This window comes from Novosphingobium sp. HR1a, from assembly GCF_015594425.1.
Taxonomy (GTDB): Bacteria; Pseudomonadota; Alphaproteobacteria; order Sphingomonadales; family Sphingomonadaceae; genus Novosphingobium; species Novosphingobium resinovorum_A.
The window spans coordinates 59,085-76,283 of record NZ_JABXWS010000076.1; the positions used below are offsets into that span (position 1 = coordinate 59,085).

Sequence of the window (17,199 nt, forward strand, 5' to 3'; positions counted from 1 at the left end):
GGGCCGCCGGGAGAAGCGCCGAAGATCAGAGCTTCATGGCGTCCACCGTGAACTTGCAACCGATGATCAGGGCATCGTCGGTAGGTCGTGCGCGCTCCGGGGCGCCCGTCCGGTCGGGGTTGAGGATGTACTGGATGTTCGGCGACAGCCGGATCGCCGGCCCCACCTGCGCGCTGTAGGACAGCTCCATCATCACCTCGTGGCGGGACGCCTTGCCGCTTCCCCCAGCGGCGAGATCGGCGGCGCGCATGCGCTGCATGGCCAGGTCGCTGAAGCGCTGGTCGCTGATCATGAAGCCCAGGCTGTCTTCGTCCCGCCCCTCGAACGTGCCGGTCTGGACGAGGCCGAGGTCCCAGAAGCGGCTTTCCTCGACCCGGCCCGACAGGTTGGTCATGGCAACGCCGTAGATGCTCAGGCCCCGCTTCGATGTCGGATCGGGGCGGGTCACCTGCTGCTCGAAGCGGACGTAAAGTCCGGACCGGCCATTGCGCGTCTGCGCCGCGCGGCCGGAGAGGATGGCGATGCCGCCCATGTCGTCGCGCAGGGGATCGGCATAGTCGCCCTTGTCGATCCAGCCGCCCAGGATGTAGCGTGAGGGCAGGCGGGCCGCCTCGCCGCTCTCCCGGCTCAGTTCCCACGGCACGATCACGCCGGTCGCATTGCCGATGCCGAAGCCGGTGCCATGATCGCTGGCACGCTTGCGGTCAGGGTTTACCTCGTAGGCGCCGACATGCGCGAAGACGTGCTCGGCGATGCGCGTCTTGGCATGGACCATCCAGCTGGACGCCGGGAAATAGGTGAAGTTGCTGTTCTTGAACACGAAAGTCGGGTTGCCGCAGCCCGAATTACCCTGGAACTGGCAGTAGAGCGGCGAATTGAGGAAGTGGATGTTGGCCTGGCTGCGACCTGCCTCGATCACCAGCCGGTCGTTCAGCAGGTGCTGCTCCCAAGTCAGGATCGCGAGGTGGGTGTTTTGCGTGCCCCAGATTTCCTGCACCGAAGTGTTGTTGCCGATCGCCAGATCAGAAAGGCTCTTGCCATGGCGGTTGGTGACGGCGGCATGGAGCGTGCCGCCACCGATCCCGGCGATGCGGTCCATGTCGAGGTCGGCGCCGACATAGACCTGCCCGGCATAAGCGGCATCGCGCCGCAGGCCGCCGGTGACGTTACCCGCCGCCTCTCCGGTATAGCTGAGGGCGAGGGTAATGCCGTCGTCCGCGAGCGGCTGGGAAGTCTTCGGCGTCTCGGCCTCATCTGCCGACTGGGCGAAGGCAGGTGCGATGGACAAGGCGAGGGCGGCGACGCCTGCAAGGCAGGCGCCCTTGATCGGCAGGGCCGTCATGGCAATGGGTCCTCTCTGGGTGTTCTGTACGTGGTCTTCGGGGCCGGTCAGGCCGCCGTGGCAGTCTTGCGCTTGAGCAGGCCGACGAGCACCGCACTCACCAGCGTTCCGGCGACGATGGCCGTCGCATAAGCGGCAAGGTGCGTCACCGCGCCGGGGATCGGCAGGACGAAGACGCCGCCGTGCGGCACTTTCAGCTCTACTCCGGATGCCATCGAGATTGCGCCCGCAACCGCCGATCCGGCCATCAGCGAAGGGATGACGCGGAACGGATCGCGTGCGGCGAAGGGGATCGCGCCCTCGGTGATGAAGGCGAGGCCGAGCACGGCGGCGGCGCCGCCGGCCTCGCGCTCCTCGGGCGTGAAGCGGTCGCGGAACAGGCGGGTCGCCAGCGCCACGGCGAGGGGCGGGGTCATCCCGGCGGCCATCGTCGCGGCCATCGGCGTGCAGACGTTGCTGGCGATGAGGCCGACCGAGAAGGCATAGCCTGCCTTGTTGACCGGTCCGCCCATGTCGAACGCGGACATCGCGCCAAGGATCACGCCGAGCAGCAGTGCGCTCGACCCCTGCATGGAGCGCAGCCACTCGGTCAGGAAGGCGAGCGCGGCGGCGACCGGCGCGCCCACGGCATAGACCATCAGCAAGCCGGTCAGCAGCGTGCCGAGCAGCGGCAGGATCAGCACAGGCTTGAGCCCTTGCAGGTTCTTGGGCAGGCGGATCAGCCGGTTGAGACCCTCCACGCCGTAGCCCGCGATGAACCCCGCCGCGATGCCGCCGAGGAATCCGGCGCCAAGCTGCGCGGCCATCATGCCGCCCACCATGCCCGGCGCGATGCCGGGTCGGTCGGCAATGGAAAAGGCGATATATCCGGCAAGCGCGGGCACGATCAGCGCAAAGCCGCCCTGCGCGCCGATCTGGAACAGCGTGTGCGCCAGGGTGCCTTTGGCGGCGTCGGCATTGGCGCCGATGCCGCCGATCGCGAAGGCGATCGCGATCAGCAGACCGCCCGCCACCACGAAGGGCAGCATGAACGACACGCCGGTCATCAGGTGCTTGTACGGTCCGGCGCGTTCCTGTCGCGCAGGTGCCTTGTCCTCGCTCCCGGTCGCCGCTTCGCCGCCCTGCACTTGCGCTTCGGCCAGCGCGCGTTCGATCAGCTTCGCGCCGCCGGAGATTGCGGGTTTTGTGCTGGACGAGAACACGCGCTTGCCTGCGAAGCGCGCGCGATCGACCTCGCGGTCGGCGGCGATCAGCACGACGTCGGCCTCGGCGATTTCCCCGGCGGTCAGGGGCGTACCCGCGCCGACAGAGCCTTGCGTCTCCACGCGGATCGGATAGCCGAGCTGCCGGGCGCCTTCGCTCAGGCCCTCTGCGGCCATGAAGGTATGGGCGATGCCGGTGGGGCAGGATGTGATCGCGACGATGCGCGGGGCCTGCGTGGTCGCTGCCGGGCCGTTCTTCGGTGCGAACCGAAGCGCACCGGCGGGATCGGCAAGCACTGATTCCAGCGTTACATGGCGGTCGGCACGCTCGGCAAGCGCAGCGTCCGCATCGCCGCCAACCAGAAGCAGGACGCCTTCGGCACCGGGAACGTCTTCGGCAAGCGGATTGAGCACGCCCTGTTCGGTGCGTACCTCGACCTCGATGGTCCGGCCTTCGGTCCGGGCGGCGCGGCGCAGGGCCTCGCCTGCCAGAACGCCTTGAACTGCGGACGCGCCCGCCTCGACGACGGCGAAAATCTTGGTCATCGGGTCTCTCCCGCCGCTGTCGTCGCGGCTGTTTCTATGGGGGTGACGATCACTTCTTCGGCCAGCGCATGGACGCTGGCGAGGGCGGGCAGGTTCGGCCCCGCCATGCCCAGCTTGGCCACCGCGAAGGCAGTCGCGAGCCGTGCCGTGCGCTCCAGCGAAGCCTCTTCGGCCAGCGCGGCGGTGATGCCTGCTACCATGGCGTCACCGGCGCCGACGGTGCTTGCCACTTCGCCGATGGCGAGGCGGGCGGTGAGGGCGCCTTCGTTCGAGACGAACAGCGCGCCATCCGCCCCCATCGATACGACGACCAGCGCTACACCACCGTCGCGCAAGGTTCGGGCCGCTTCAAGTAGGGCGACCATGTCGGGCAGCGGGCGGGCCAGGAGCTGGCTCAGTTCGTCGCGGTTGGGTTTCACGACGTGCGGCGGCTGGGCACTTTCCAGCGCGCACTTCATCGGCAGGCCGCTGGTGTCGAGCACCACGCGGCAGCCGATCGCCCGCAGCCGCGCGGTCAGCGCGGCGTATGTATCGGGCGGGCAGCCGGGAGGAAGACTGCCCGCCAGCACGACGAGGTCGCCCTCGCGCGCCGCATTGCAGATCGTCGCGGCGACCATTTCGGCGCGACCGGGATCGACTGCGATGCCATCCAGATTGATGTCGGTGGTGCCCGCCGGGTCGACGAGCTTGAGGTTCACGCGCGTCGTTCCGGCGATGCGGATGAAGCGGTCCTCGATACCCTTGGCGGCGAACAGCGCATCGAACGATGCGGCATTGTCGCTGCCCAGCAGGCCGTAGGCGGAGACGTCTTCGCCCCAGTCGGCAAGGCAGCTGGCGACGTTGACGCCCTTGCCGCCCGCATTCTGGCGCACAGAGCGGGCGCGATGGACCTCGCCGGGCACGAGCCGGTCGAGCGTGACGGTCTGGTCGATCGCCGGATTGAAGGTGACGGTGAGGATGCGCATCAGGCTGCTCCTCCATCCAGCGCGCGCACGTCCGCAGCGCCCTCGGCGGCGAGCGCGCGGGCGGCCAGCTCTACCAGTTCGCTGCGGTCGGAGGCGCGAAGGCGGGCCTTGACTGCGGGAATGTCGCGCGGGGTCATCGACAGCTCGTTGACGCCGAGGCCGACGAGCAGCGCCGCGCCGAACGGGTCGCCGGCGATGCCGCCGCACACGCCGACCCAGCGGCCATGCGCCTTCGCGCCCTCCACCGTCATCGCGATCATGCGCAGAACGGCCGGGTGCAGGCTGTCGGCATCGCCAGCAAGTTCCGGGTTCTGCCGGTCGATGGCGAGCGTATACTGGGTGAGGTCGTTGGTGCCGATCGAGAAGAAGTCGGCATGGGCGGCCAGCGATGCCGCCTGGACCGCCGCCGCCGGAACCTCGATCATGATGCCGATCGGCACCTGCGGGGCCTCGAATTCGGCGCGGATCGCCTCGCAGCGCCGGCGCAGGTCGATCAGTTCATGCGCGGATGTGATCATCGGGAACATGATCGAGAGGTCACCGCCGTCCTTTGCGGCGCGGTAGAGCGCGTGCAGTTGCGGCTCCAGCAGGTCGGGGCGGCGCAGCAGCAGCCGGGCGCCGCGCACGCCGAGGAACGGGTTCTCCTCTCGCGGCAAGTCGAGGTGCGGCACCTGCTTGTCGCCGCCGATGTCGAGCGCACGCACGATCAGCGGGCGCTCTCCCAAGGCTTCCGCCATCGCGCGGTAGGCGGCGACCTGCTCGTCTTCGGAAGGGCTGTCGCCGCGTTCGAGGAACAGGAATTCGGTGCGCATCAGGCCCACCCCCTCGCCGCCTTGCGCCAGTGCGAAGGCGACCTGATCGGCACGGTTGACGTTGGCGGCGATCTCCACGCGGTGGCCGTCGCGGGTCACTGCGGGCTTGCCGCGCTCGGCTTCCTCGGCCGCGCGCTGGCGCGCGAGGTCCTCGATCCAGGCGCGGGCGGAGGCGAGGTCGTCTTCGGAAGGGTCGATCCACACGCGCCCGCCGTCGCCATCGACGACGACCGTGGTGCCCGAAGGCGTCGCCAGCAGTTCCGCGCCGCCCGCGACGACCGAGGGCAGGCCGAGCGTGCGGGCCAGGATCGCGCTGTGCGAGGTCGGGCCGCCGAGCGATGTGGCGATCCCCGCGACCTTGGCCGTGTCCAGCGTTGCGGTGTCGGACGGCGATAAGTCGGCGGCGACGAGAATGCTGGGCACATCGGGCAGGTCTGCCAGAGTGCCGGTGACGAGGTTGGGGTCGATCTCCGCCAGCACGCGGCGGCCCACGTCGTGCAGGTCGGCAGCACGTGCCGCGAGCACCGGATTGCCCAGCGCGGAGAGCTTGCCCGCGATGCGCTCGACCGCCTGATGCCACGACCATGCGACGCCGTGGCCTTCGACCATGAGCTGGCAGGTCAGGGTAATGAGGTCGGTGTCTTCCAGCAGCTCGGACTGCGCCTTGAAGATCGCCGCTTCCGATGCGCCGAGGCGGCGCGTGGTGTCGTCGATCAGCGCGGTCATCTGCGCGCGGGTGCGGGTCAATGCCTCGTTGAGCAGGGCGCCGCCGGTGGCGAGGTCGACCGGGACATTGGGAACCAAGAGTTCGGCGGCGCTGAGCACGTGAACGCGGCCGATCGCAAGGCCGGGGCTGGCGGCAACCCCGGCGATCATGCGCGGAGTGCCCGAGGGCTTCCATGCGCGGGCAGGTCCCTCGCGCTTTTCTGCGGCGCGCGCGGCCTCTTCCTTTTCGCGCGCCGTAAGGCGGCGGACCGAGGCGACGAAACGATCGAGCGCCTGTTCGGCATTGGCGCCGTCGGCGGAGAAGGTCACCTCCTCGCCGTGACGCAGGCCCAGTTGCAGCAGGGCGACGAGGTTGCGCGGATCGGCGCTCTCGTCGCCATGGCGCACGCGCAGCCGCGCGGCGGAGGCGCGGGCCGCCTCCACCCACGCCGAGGCCGGGCGGGCATGGAGCCCCGAGGGGTAGTTGACCACCCAGACGGCGGTATGCGCGAGATCGACGGCGGGCGCGGCGGCGGCATCGGCAGCGCCATCCTCGCCCAAGGCGCGAGTGAAATCCGCCGGGTCGTCGGTGGCGATCAGCGCGGCCAGCCGGGCCTCGTCCTGGATCAGCCGCGTCAGGCGGCGCAGGATGGCGATGTGGCTGTCGGAATTGGCGGCGATACCGACGACGATGTGCGCGCGCTGGCCGGGGTTCCAGTCGATCCCGTCGCGAAGCTGGAGAATGGCGATGCCGTCGCGGCGGACGAGGCCCTTGTCCTCACCCAGCCCGTGCGGGATCGCGAGGCCGGAACCGAGGAAGGTGTTCGCGACCGCCTCGCGCCGGACCATGCTTTCCTCGTAACCGGGCGCCACGCATCCGGCGGCGACCAGCAGCTGGCCAACCTGGCGAATCGCATCGGTCTTGTCGGCAGCCTGTGCGTCGATCCTCACGAGATCGGCAGCCTGCGACGCGGCGAAAGCGTCTGCGAGCATCGTCATTCCTCTCCATTTGCTCTGCCATGAGAAAACGTTTTCTCATCGAAATTGTCAAGAGGGGTTGTGATTATCGCATCATGCGGTGCATATTGCACTTAGCAGGCGACAATGCGCGATCCGGTTGAGAGAACGATTTCCTAATGGCGACAGGCATAAAGGACGTGGCGCAAGTGGCCGGGGTCTCGCCCGCCACGGTCTCGCGCGTACTGGCCGGGCGCCCGGTTGATCCCGTCATGGCCGAGCGCGTGCTGGCTGCGGTCAAGTCCACGGGCTATCGCCCGAATCTCGCCGCGCGGCGGCTGCGGTCCCGGCACAGCAACACCATCGGGCTGGTCGTCGCCGATATCCGCAACCCCTTCTTCACCGAGGTCTCGCGCACGATCGAGGCCGTGGCGGCGGCACGCGGCTTGCGCGTCATCCTGTGCAATACCGACGAGGACCCGGCCAAGGAGGCCGAGTTTCTCGAACTCATGCACGAAGAGCGAGTGGCCGGCGTCATCCTTGCCCCGTCGCGGCAGCGGGTGGCGAAGGTAGGGCGGCTCGAACTCGACTATCCCGTGGTGCTGATCGACCGTGCCGCACCTGACGCCGGGTTCGATTGCGTGCTGCTCGACAATACGCGCATGGCCGAAGTTCTCGTCGAGCACCTTCATGCGCAGGGCCATCGGCGGATCACGGGGCTGTTTGGGGCGGCGAGCACCACGGGTTTCGAGCGCCGAGAAGGGTTCGAACGTGCCGCTGCCCGGCTTGGGCTGGAGGTGGAAGCGATCGCGGTGCCGCATACGGCGGATGCGATCCGGCGGGTGATCGCCGAACTGCTCGGGCGGGCCGAACGCCCCGAGGCGCTGCTCGCCAGTAATGGGGTGATGCTGGTCCATCTCCTGCGCGGCCTGCGCGATCTCGGCCTCGAGGTTCCCCGCGACATCGCCCTTGCCGGTTTCGACAACAACGACTGGATGGAGTTCGTCGGCGGCGGCCTCAGCGTCATAGAGCAACCGGTCGAGGAGATCGGGCGCACGGCGATGACGATGCTGCTGGACCGCCTCGACCATCCCGACGCGCCCATGCGCAAGGTCGTGCTCGCGGGCCGCCTGTTGCCGCGCGGATCGAGCACGCGTCTTGCCGATTCCGCTCAAGCCATCGGAGAATGACGCTTATGGAACGCACCACCATCGGCCGGGACACGCAGGTCTGCATGTCGCTTTCGGCGCGGCCCGGCAATGCGGGGTCGCGGCTGCATAACTGGCTCTACGACCATTACGGGCTGGACTACGTCTACAAGTCGTTCAGCACGACCGACCTTGCGGCAGCAATCGGTGGCATCCGGGCGTTGGGGATTCGCGGCTGCGCGATCTCGATGCCGTTCAAGGAAGCGGTCATCCCGATGCTCGACGGGATGGAAGCCTCGGCGACCGCGATCGACAGCGTGAACACGATCGTCAACGATGGCGGCGTGCTGACCGGCTACAATACCGACTACGTCGCCGTGCGTGCCCTTCTGGAGCGTCGTGAAATCGACCCGTCGACGCCGTTCCTGCTGCGCGGCAGCGGCGGCATGGCGAAGGCGGTAGTCGCAGCACTGCGCGATTGCGGCTTCACGCAAGGCACGATCGTCGCACGCAATCCCGAGGCCGGACCGGCGCTGGCCCGCCAGTACGGCTTTGGCTGGCTGGAAGCGATGCCGGTGGAAGGCGCGCCCTTGCTGATCAACGTTACGCCGCTCGGCATGGAAGGCGCGGGGGCCGATGCTCTCGCGTTCTCACCGGCGCAGATCGCGGCTTGCGAGATCGCCTTCGACGTCGTCGCGCAGCCTGCGAACACGCCGTTCGTCAAGGCTGCGCAGGAGGCCGGCAAGCGTGTGATCTCGGGCGCCGAGGTCATTGTGCTGCAGGCGATCGAGCAGTTCGTGCTCTATACCGGGGTGCGGCCCGATGCGAACGCGATCGCCCGTGCGGCTGGCTTTGCGCATGGTCCTTCGGTGGAGGAGAAGCTGCGGGCGGTCTGACCTGCGGGTCAGAACGCGATGTCGACGATGATGACGTCGGCGTACATGCCTGCGGCCGGAGTGGTCTGCGCGGGGTCGATCACGGCGCGGTAGGTGAAGCCCTGCAGCGTGCTGCTGTCATAGATGCCGGGGTTGGTGTCGGCGGCGGCGCTGCTGCGGCGTTCGCCCGCTATCGCACTGCCCCAGCGTCCGGCGCTCACCGAATTGCCGCGATAGATCTCGTAATTGAGGTAGCTGGAGGTCGTACCCTGCCGCATGCGCCGGGTGCCCGAGAAGTTCTGTCCGTTGCCCAGGCCGACGGTATACGTGGAGCCGAAACTGCAACGGACCGATATGGTGCGTGTCACCGGATTGAAACTGCCGACCAGCGGTGCGGTGCCGAATGCCAGGTCGGGAGCGGTGATCTGACAGTCGGGCAGGACGTTGAGCGTCACCGTCACCGTCACGGGTGCGCCGGTGCCCCAACTCGTCAACGGGCCAAGCAATCCGCTGCGCGTCGCTCCGGGGCTGTTCGACGTGCCGATACAACCGTTCAGGGCGCCAATCGTGCACACCGAGAAGTACCAGCGCAAGGTCACCGTGCCGGTATACGTACCTGCCGGTAAGGCCGACGTCGGCGTCGTCCGGACGTAGAGGGGAATGCTGTTGCTCGGCCCGCTGAACAGGCCAAGCAGCGCGGTGGTGGACATATCGACCTCGCTGCCTATCCCCAATGCGGCGCCGCCGGACGTGGACGACAGGGTGAAAGGTATCGTCTGGGTGCCGCCGACGCGCGTGAGCAGGAATGTGGACGCATCGACACCCACCTTGATGTACGACGTGGTCGCCACCACCAGCAGGCTCGCGCATGAGAAGCCGCTGGCGCCGCTGCCGGACTGGACCTGGCTCGCCACGTTGAAGGACCCGGTCTCGCCGATGGTGATGGTGGATGGCGCGACCGTGCAGTTCCCGTAAGTCTGGGCCTGCACCGTCCCGCCGCCGAAGAGCAGGCCGCACAGCAGCAGCAGGGCGATCAGCGCGGGGCGGCGGCGGGTCATCGGCATGTCAGCGTTCCCATGTCGGCAATCTTGTCCGCCGTCACGTCCATTTGGAAGGAGGCGCGGCAGCTATTTCCTTCGGGCAGCGTGACGAGGAAATCATTACGCGGGCCAAGGTTCTCGGCAAAGACCAGCCCGTCCCATCCTACGTAGGCGGTGCCGCGCCCATTCACGCGGATCACCGAGCCAACCGGAAGCGGAGCACCGGCCTCATCGACAAGGATCATCCTTGCGGCGATCATCCTGCGCACCGGGAAATCGAGGACGTATCCGCTACCGCGCTGCACCGCCACCTTCTGGTCGATGATGTCCGAAGTCAGATCCTCGCGGAAGCCCAGCGGATCGATCGTGTACTTGCCCGGATAGTACGCCGCCGCCCATGGAATGAGGACATGCCCGCGCGCGTCGGTCCGGCCGACCAGTTGGTTTTCGTAGTAGACGGGCACCCCCGCATGGCCCCGCGTCGATACGAGCGCGAAGGCATCGGCGACGCGATTGGCGACGAACACCGACTTGTCCATCCACACCACCGATCCCGACGCGCCCAGCCAGCGCGTGACATTGCCGCTGCCGCCGAAGGCCCCGCCGCGCAATTCCGTGAAATCGGTGCGCCAGGTTACATCGGCATTGCCGTAGATGTCGCCGTTGCCCAGCCGCGCCGCGCCGGTGTTCCAGCCGATGCCGCCCTGCGTGGGCACTGCTCGGCTGTAATCGACCCGATTGCTGTAGCGGCCGTTCTGTTCCCGCGTGAGGCTGGCGCTGGCCGTCCCGCGGTCCGCGCCCAGCGGGACCTGAAGCGTGAGCGAGGCCGTCCACGTGCGCGCATCGAGATCGCGTGTCGCCGAGGCGAACAGGCTGGACGAGCGGCCGACCGGAAGCGACCAACTGGCATTCACCAATCGCGTTCTTCCCTCCCCCCGCGTGCGGCTGTCGAAGTAGGCGGCGCCCACCGATCCGAAGCGGCCCAGCGCAAGGCTTGCGCTGGCCGAGGTCTGCCGCGTCGCGCTGATCCGCGAGCCGGACAGGGCGGCGAGATCGAAGAACCCCGCGTCCTGCCGCAGATGATTGACGGAAAACGAGAAGTCACGGCGCTGGTACTGGTAGCCGACCGCGATCTGGCCGCCTTCGCGCCCGTCCTTGCGGCTGCGGCTGTAAGCCGCGTTGACGACGCCGAGATTGCCTATGCGCAGTACGGTGCCCGCGCCGACGACGGCCATTTCGCGGCTGGCCTCGGCGTGGGCCTCTACCGTCAGCCTATCGTTCAGGCCGTGTCGGATCGATCCGCTGGCGACCATCGTGCCGTAGTCGAAACTGCTCTGCCCGTAGCGTTGGCGCACGGCGCCTGCAGCGACCGCATAATCGGTCAGTCCGGGCCTAAGCAGCGTGGTGGCGACATAGAAGGGAATCTGCGTCGTTACCTGCCGCCCCAGTGCATCGGTGACGACGATGCTGGCCTGACCGCCGCCGTTGATCTGCGGCAGCGGGTTCATCACGAAGGGCCCGGGCTGAACCGGGCCGCCAAACGCCTGGTGGTTGTCGATGAACAGTTCGATGGACGACGGAAGCGCTGCCTCGCCGGAAAAGGCGGGTACGGGATAGGTCACCACGTCGGGCCGCACCGCGAAATCCCGGGAAACCTGGATGCCGCCCAGCCGGATCGCGCTGCTCCAGGGCAGGGTCCGGGTGATCAGGTCGCCTGCCTCGTAAGTCGTCATGCTGTTTTCGTCGGAGCGGATCCAGCGCGTGTCATAGCGCATGTAGGATGTGCCGCCGCCGCCGGTACGGACCACGCCGGTACTGGAAAGCAGACCTGCCGGCCCGAATACGCGCACATCGTTCCACAGCGAAGCCGAGGCGGGAGCGCCGGGCGCATCGACCGCATAGAGGTCGTAGTTGACCATGACCCCGAAGCTGCTGCGCGCCGGTCCGGTATTGCGCCGCGGGCCGAAGCCGATTTGCTGGCCCTGTAGCCAGCGCGCCGGGACCTGGAGCTTCAGGCGCTGGTTGGGCACGTCGTACTCGGCGCTCACACCCGGCAGTTCGTCGACCATGACCTGGGCGGCGGCATCGCCTTCGGCCGGAAGGTTCAGCGCGCGCATGTCGCCTGCGGACAGGCGGAAATGGTCGCCGGTGATCTCTACCGGAACGATGACCCCGCTCGGCACGCCGTTGACGACGATTTCAAGCTGGATCGGCCCGGTTTCGGTTACCCTGATCCTGTCGTTGTAGTCGGCAGCCGCCGGAATATCGTCATATTTGGTCTCTGCCCGGCATGGGGCCATCGTCATTGCCGCGCACAGTCCTGCAAGGAGCGTCCACCCTAACTGACGAGGAATGGCGGCAAACGACAAGGTCCATCCTCCTTCCGCGTGCTGAAGGGGAGCGCGGCTTGGGCCATGTCAGGGCTGCCAGGGCACCATCGGCGCGGAGGAATTGTCCTCGACGTCGGCGAACAGCCTGGCTTGCGGCACAACGGCCTGCGCGATCGGAAAGCGCATCGTGGCTCCGGAGAGGATATAGCCGTGCGCCCCTTCGATTTTCGAGGAAGTCCCGTCGGAGCGTTTCTGCGCCACGCCGCTGAGGCGGCTGTGGCTCGCGCCCGGGTTGCGGATTTCGAGGACATTGCCGCCGTCCGCCTTTACCACGCGCCATTGCAGGGCGGGCCTCGCGGTGGTTTCGGTCTTCGCAGCGCGGGTATTCGCACCCTCGCCATAGGTGAACAGTGGCACGGAATAGCGCATCCGAAACCGGATCGCCGCTCCGGCGCCCTGAGCCGGGTTTCCGGCTTCGGCGGGCGAGTCTGCTTCGGTCAGCGGAATTTCATCGATGATGACACGATAGGACTGTTCGCTGCCTGCGGGTGACGGGGTGATCCTGGTCAGGCGGATGAGCTGCTGCTGTCCTGGCTCGATGCGGACCATGGGCGGCGTCCCGGTGATGTCCTTCTGCTCGACGAACCGCTCGTCGCCATCGATCTGCTGCCAGCCGAAGATGCGGATCTGCATGAGGATCGGGCGCTGGCCGGGGTTCTCCAGCCGCAGCGGCGTGGCGCGCTCGCCGCTTTCGATGACCGGGTTGATCGGCCAGATGACGACCGAATTGTTGCTTTGTGAATACGCAAAACCAGGCAGGAGTGCGCACGCGGCGAAGACCAGCAGCCTTGGCAATAGAGCGGGAATCTTCATGGGCGTGTCCTTTGTGACCTACCAGCTCAAGGTGACGGTCAGGGTGTCGGTATAAGTGCCCGGCGGCGTCGTGCCCGGCAGCGTCAGGCGGCCGTAGACGGGTAGCCTGACATTGTTCATGTTGGTGGAGGTCACCGCGATCGGTATCGCCTGGTTGATGCCGATCGCCTGTGCGCATCCGGCGTCCGCGCATAGGCTGTAGGCCAGCCGGTTCGCGGTGGTGCCCAGTTGCAGGGTGCGGCCTGTTGCCGCGTGCAGTCCGCCATCGATCGACATGGTCAGGCTAACGCCCGGCGTGCAGCGCAGGACGATCGCCTGGGATCCACTGATGTTGGCCTGTAGCGTCGTCGTGGCGACGGACGGTTGAGAGGGGAACGTCAGCGTGCCCATCGTGCCTGCGCTACCGCTCGTCCCCAAGCCATCGACGGCGCATCCGGCCGCGATCGTCGCGGATACCGCGAAAGTCTTGCTGGTTTCCGCATGAGCGGTACTGGCGATCACGATCGTCAGCGCTCCGGCGGAAATGGCTGCCCCAAGCCGGCGCATGCTCCTGTACCTGTCGGCTTCCGTCCCGGTCTCAAGGGCCGAATGCGATCGTCACGACGACGACATCGTTGTAGGTGCCGGTGATCAGCCCCGCAGCGCCGTAAGCCGTGCCGTATACGGTAACGTTCTGCGCGCTGCCGTCGGCCGCCAAGGCGATCGCGGTATTGGCCACGATCGGCGTCGCGCTTCCGGCGTCCCGGTAGAGATTGTAAGTCACGTAATTCGCTGAAGTCGTATGCTTCATCGAACGCGTGCCGGTCGTTCCGGTATTGCTTGTGCCCAATCCCGCCGAATTGCCCGCCGAGAACGAGATGGTCGGTTGCGTGCCGTTGCTGCACTGAATGGCGATGCCGTTTCCGGCCGTACCGACAAGCTGGGCGGTAGCCTGGGTGAAGTAGCTGTTCTGTACCCCGAAATCGAGCGTGCCGAAGTCCACGTTGGTCGTCGTATCGGGAACGACGGTATTGTTGATCCGGCAGGCGGTCGTCAGGACGATGGTGGCGTTGACGTTGCCGGTGATGGCGGCGCTGGCGGGCGTCGAAATCGCCGCGCTGCCCAGCAGAACAAACCCGATAATGTGCCTTTTCATAATCAGACCTCCTCAAAGCCATACGTGCTTTTCCAGAGGAGCAAGTTGGTATTAAATGATGACCAAATGGAAAACGAAACAACCGGTATGGTTCTATCGGGAGGACGCTCAAGACGTGCTGTGCTGTGTTGCTTGTTTTCAATCTTTATAGACGAAAGTAAAGTTCACAACTTCACACAATTTTACGCGCCTGGATTAGTGTCTTTGCAAAAGGCGCAAGGTGTTTTTCGGGGCAGGGCGTGCGTTTCGAGGGTCGAGCGGGCATACGGGTGCATTCCGGGTTGCAAAGATGAGGCGATTGCGCGCTGTCGCGACGTTCGGTCGCCGCGATCATGCTGCCGTGTGTGCGCCCGCGCATTAGCGCCGGATCGGTCCAATCCGTCACCCGCCGGTCCGATAGCGCGTCCCCGAAAGGCCCATCCTTGTCTTCGGGCGCTCCTCGTCAGTATCCGAAGAACCGTTTTAGCCCGAGGCGCTTGAGGCCGCGGCGATAGGTCATCGAACTCATGTCCGCCGGGATATGTGCCTCGTCGGTGGGGTCGAGCGGCAGCCATTCGGGCATCTGCGCCTCGACGATGGCCTTGTCCTCCTCGAAGATGCGCTGGTTGAAGTCGTAGACGTCCTGCACCGGCAGGTCGGTGTCGAAGTTGCGGGCGATCGGTGCGAACAGACGCGTGACCCGGGCCGAGACCGGCGAAGCGGCGTTCATGATGACCAGTCGGTCGGTGCCGGGGAAATGGATCTCCAGTGTCGCCGTGAACGGCAGGTGGCAGCGGAAATGGCGCAGCCAGTTGAATCCGGGAACTCCGCGCTGAGAGACGCCGATGGGATAGTTGCCTACCGAACTCCAGTATTCTGCCTCAAAGCCGTATTCGGTCCGTTTCGGCGCATAGGCCGGGACTTCGGCATTGTCGGGATCGGCGAAAGTCTCGGTATGCACGAAGGCGAAGTGCGCGACGTCGAGAAAGCCTTCCAGTTGGCGTCCCGCGAAGCCGTTGATGTCGATCCAGGGGCAGGTGATCTGCTGGAATTCGGACTCGTCCCAGTGCGGCATGTCGGGGATGTCGCCCGCCGCGGGAGCATCGCCCTCGGCGTCGAGGCAGGTCCAGATCAGGCCGTAGCGCTCGAAGCTGGGGAAAGTGCGCAGGTGCAGCCGCTCGGGAATGTCGCGCGCGGGGTGCGCAGGGACGTGGACGCACTTGCCGCCGCCCCCGAACCTGAGACCGTGATAGGGGCACACGACGCTGTCGCCCTGCTGCGTCCCTAGACTCAGCGGCACCCCGCGATGCGGGCACACATTGGTCGCGACGACGACTTCGTCGCCGGACTTGTAGATCACCAGCGGCTGGTCGAGCAGCCTGGTGCCGACCGGTTTCTCGCCCACTTCACGCGCGAGAGCGACCGGATACCAGTGACGGGCAAGGACGTACCAGTCTTCCGGATCAAAGGTGCAGCCGAGGGGAAGGGCAGGGCGAACAGGGGCAATGACGGCGGCAGTAGCCATGGAATTTTTATCCGCTGAAGGTTTCCAGCGCCTTTTCCGCCTCCTTTACCGCTCTATCAAACGCAATGATTTGCACATTGTGTTGCCAAAAATAGAGCGGGTTTCGTTCCTCAGCCAAGCGCTACGTTGACGATGCGCGGCTGGGTGAAGTCCTCCATGCCCTCGATACCCTGCTGGCGGCCGATGCCCGATTGCTTGGCGCCGCCGAAGGGGACGTCGAAAGGCAGTTCCAGGTGCTTGTTGACCCACACCGTCCCGCTCTCGATGCGCGAGGCGACTGCGATGCCGCGATCCACGTTCGAGGTCCAGACGGTGCCGCCCAGCCCGTAGTCGCTGTCGTTGGCCCGGCGGATCGCATCGTCGAGATCATCATAACCCAGTACGGGAAGTACCGGGCCGAACTGCTCCTCGCGTACGAGGCGCGCATCGTCGGGCAGGTCGCGCACGATGGTGGGCGCGATGAAGTAGCCATCGCCCGGCAGCGCTTCCCCGCCAGCGACGATTGTGCCTTGCGCGCGGGCGTCTTCGATGAAGCCAAGGACTTTCTCGAACTGGGCGCGGTTCTGGATCGGCCCGATGGTGGTGCCCTGTTCCAGCCCGTCGCCGACGACCGCCTCTCCGGCAAGCCGGGCGAGTTCGGTGCACAGCGCATCCATCATCGCGTAAGGGGCATAGACCCGCTTCACGGCGAGGCAGATCTGGCCCGCATTGGTGGTCGCGCCGCTGAATATCCGCGGTGCGACCTTGGCGACATCGGCGTCATCGAGAATTATCGCCGCGTCGTTGCCGCCCAGCTCCAGCGTGAAGCGCTTGAGGGTGTCGGCGGCGCCGCCGAGCACTTTCTTGCCGGTCGGCGTCGAGCCGGTGAAGCTGACGTGCGCGATGTCGGGGTGCCCGCTCAGGAGGGCGCCGAGATCGTTCTGGTCCACCAGCGTCTGGAAGACACCGGGCGGGAGGATCTCGGCGGCGACCTCGCCCAGCAGCAGAGTGGTGAGCGGCGTGGTCGGAGCGGGCTTGGCGATCACGGTATTGCCGGTGATGAGGGCAGGAGCCAGCTTCACCATCAGCAGTAGCAGCGGGTAGTTCCACGGCGTGATGGCGGCGACCACACCTAGCGGATAGCGCTGCTCGATGATCCGCTCATCCGCCGTGTCCCGCAAAATGCGCGGCTCGAGTTCGAGCGGCGCGTAGTAGGCGAGCGCGGCAATGGCGCCGAGAACTTCCTGCCTGGCTTCCTTCAGGGGCTTTCCCTGTTCCTGCGTCAGTATACGGGCGAAATCGTCGATCCGCGCGCGGATCGCCTCGGCCAGCGCGTCGAGGTAGCCTCGGCGCTGTGCGAAGCCGAGGGCCGCCCAGCCCGGGAACGCGCGTTTGGCGGCGGCGACGGCAGTTTGCGCCTGCTGCTCGTCGGCGCGGGGGGCGTTGGCAAAGGCAATGCCGGTGGCTGGATTCACGACCTCGATATCGGAGGCGCCATCGACCAGCGCTCCATCGATCAACAGTTTGTAAGACATCGTTGCATCCGTTCCTTGATCGACGGGCGACATGGTTCGCTCGCAGTAGTAGGCTACGGGATCACGCGATCTTCGATCCGGAGGGCAATGGCAAGCCGCGTCGTCATGATGTGGTGCTGATATGCGGTGGCGGCACGATGGGCGAGAGGCAAGCTGACGTCGTCCCGGACTTGATCCGGGACCTCTGGCCGTGAACTGCCTTGCTGTCGGCAGGGCGCCTTTACCCGAGGTCGCGCCTAAAGACCGCCACC

Annotated in this window: 13 protein-coding genes; 2 read left to right on the forward strand and 11 right to left on the reverse strand. The window is 66.6% G+C overall.

Features of this window, described 5'->3' with window-relative positions; translation table 11 throughout:
• Nucleotides 1-25: 25 nt before the first annotated feature.
• Genes HWN72_RS20625 through ptsP form a run of 4 tightly spaced genes read right to left on the reverse strand, consistent with a single transcriptional unit; the run spans nt 26 to nt 6,565 of the window.
• Nucleotides 26-1,342 (reverse strand): carbohydrate porin, encoded by a 1,317-nt coding sequence (locus HWN72_RS20625; protein WP_008831515.1) that lies wholly within the window; start codon nt 1,340-1,342, stop codon nt 26-28.
• Nucleotides 1,343-1,389: 47 nt separating this feature from the next.
• A complete protein-coding gene (locus HWN72_RS20630) occupies nt 1,390-3,090 on the reverse strand; it encodes a PTS fructose transporter subunit IIC (RefSeq protein WP_008831516.1) in 1,701 nt (566 codons plus the stop codon).
• Nucleotides 3,087-4,055, reverse strand: a complete 969-nt coding sequence (gene pfkB / locus HWN72_RS20635; RefSeq protein ID WP_008831517.1) for a 1-phosphofructokinase — start codon at nt 4,053-4,055, stop codon at nt 3,087-3,089. Before pfkB ends, HWN72_RS20630 begins: the two co-directional genes overlap by 4 nt.
• Nucleotides 4,055-6,565, reverse strand: a complete 2,511-nt coding sequence (gene ptsP / locus HWN72_RS20640; protein WP_211151251.1) for a phosphoenolpyruvate--protein phosphotransferase — start codon at nt 6,563-6,565, stop codon at nt 4,055-4,057. The genes pfkB and ptsP overlap by 1 nt, the downstream gene beginning before the upstream one ends.
• A 143-nt stretch (nt 6,566-6,708) precedes the next feature.
• On the opposite strand from ptsP, the gene HWN72_RS20645 reads away from it, so the two are divergent.
• The gene (locus HWN72_RS20645; RefSeq protein ID WP_008831522.1) at nt 6,709-7,719 is read left to right on the forward strand and encodes a LacI family DNA-binding transcriptional regulator; all 1,011 of its coding nucleotides are present in this window, start codon (nt 6,709-6,711) and stop codon (nt 7,717-7,719) included.
• Nucleotides 7,720-7,724: 5 nt separating this feature from the next.
• Nucleotides 7,725-8,573: a shikimate 5-dehydrogenase gene (locus tag HWN72_RS20650; RefSeq protein WP_008831521.1), complete on the forward strand. Its 849-nt coding sequence runs from the start codon at nt 7,725-7,727 to the stop codon at nt 8,571-8,573.
• Between the two features lie 8 nt (nt 8,574-8,581).
• Here HWN72_RS20650 and HWN72_RS20655 read toward each other — a convergent pair whose 3' ends face one another.
• The 7 genes from HWN72_RS20655 to HWN72_RS20685 form a co-directional block, all read right to left on the reverse strand.
• The gene (locus HWN72_RS20655) at nt 8,582-9,616 is read right to left on the reverse strand and encodes a spore coat U domain-containing protein (RefSeq protein WP_211151252.1); all 1,035 of its coding nucleotides are present in this window, start codon (nt 9,614-9,616) and stop codon (nt 8,582-8,584) included.
• The gene (locus HWN72_RS20660) at nt 9,607-11,898 is read right to left on the reverse strand and encodes a fimbria/pilus outer membrane usher protein (protein WP_211151253.1); all 2,292 of its coding nucleotides are present in this window, start codon (nt 11,896-11,898) and stop codon (nt 9,607-9,609) included. The genes HWN72_RS20655 and HWN72_RS20660 overlap by 10 nt, the downstream gene beginning before the upstream one ends.
• 111 nt (nt 11,899-12,009) lie before the next feature.
• Nucleotides 12,010-12,795, reverse strand: a complete 786-nt coding sequence (locus HWN72_RS20665) for a molecular chaperone (RefSeq protein WP_008828676.1) — start codon at nt 12,793-12,795, stop codon at nt 12,010-12,012.
• A gap of 18 nt (nt 12,796-12,813) precedes the next feature.
• Nucleotides 12,814-13,341 (reverse strand): spore coat U domain-containing protein, encoded by a 528-nt coding sequence (locus HWN72_RS20670; protein ID WP_008828677.1) that lies wholly within the window; start codon nt 13,339-13,341, stop codon nt 12,814-12,816.
• A 31-nt stretch (nt 13,342-13,372) separates the two neighbouring features.
• Complete coding sequence (locus HWN72_RS20675) at nt 13,373-13,930, reverse strand: spore coat protein U domain-containing protein (protein WP_008828678.1); 558 nt, start codon at nt 13,928-13,930, stop codon at nt 13,373-13,375.
• A gap of 442 nt (nt 13,931-14,372) precedes the next feature.
• Nucleotides 14,373-15,434 carry an aromatic ring-hydroxylating dioxygenase subunit alpha gene (locus HWN72_RS20680; RefSeq protein WP_008828679.1) on the reverse strand — a complete coding sequence of 354 codons (1,062 nt, stop codon included), beginning with the start codon at nt 15,432-15,434 and terminating at the stop codon, nt 14,373-14,375.
• 110 nt (nt 15,435-15,544) lie between these two features.
• Nucleotides 15,545-16,948 carry an aldehyde dehydrogenase family protein gene (locus tag HWN72_RS20685; RefSeq protein ID WP_008828680.1) on the reverse strand — a complete coding sequence of 468 codons (1,404 nt, stop codon included), beginning with the start codon at nt 16,946-16,948 and terminating at the stop codon, nt 15,545-15,547.
• Nucleotides 16,949-17,199: the final 251 nt, after the last annotated feature.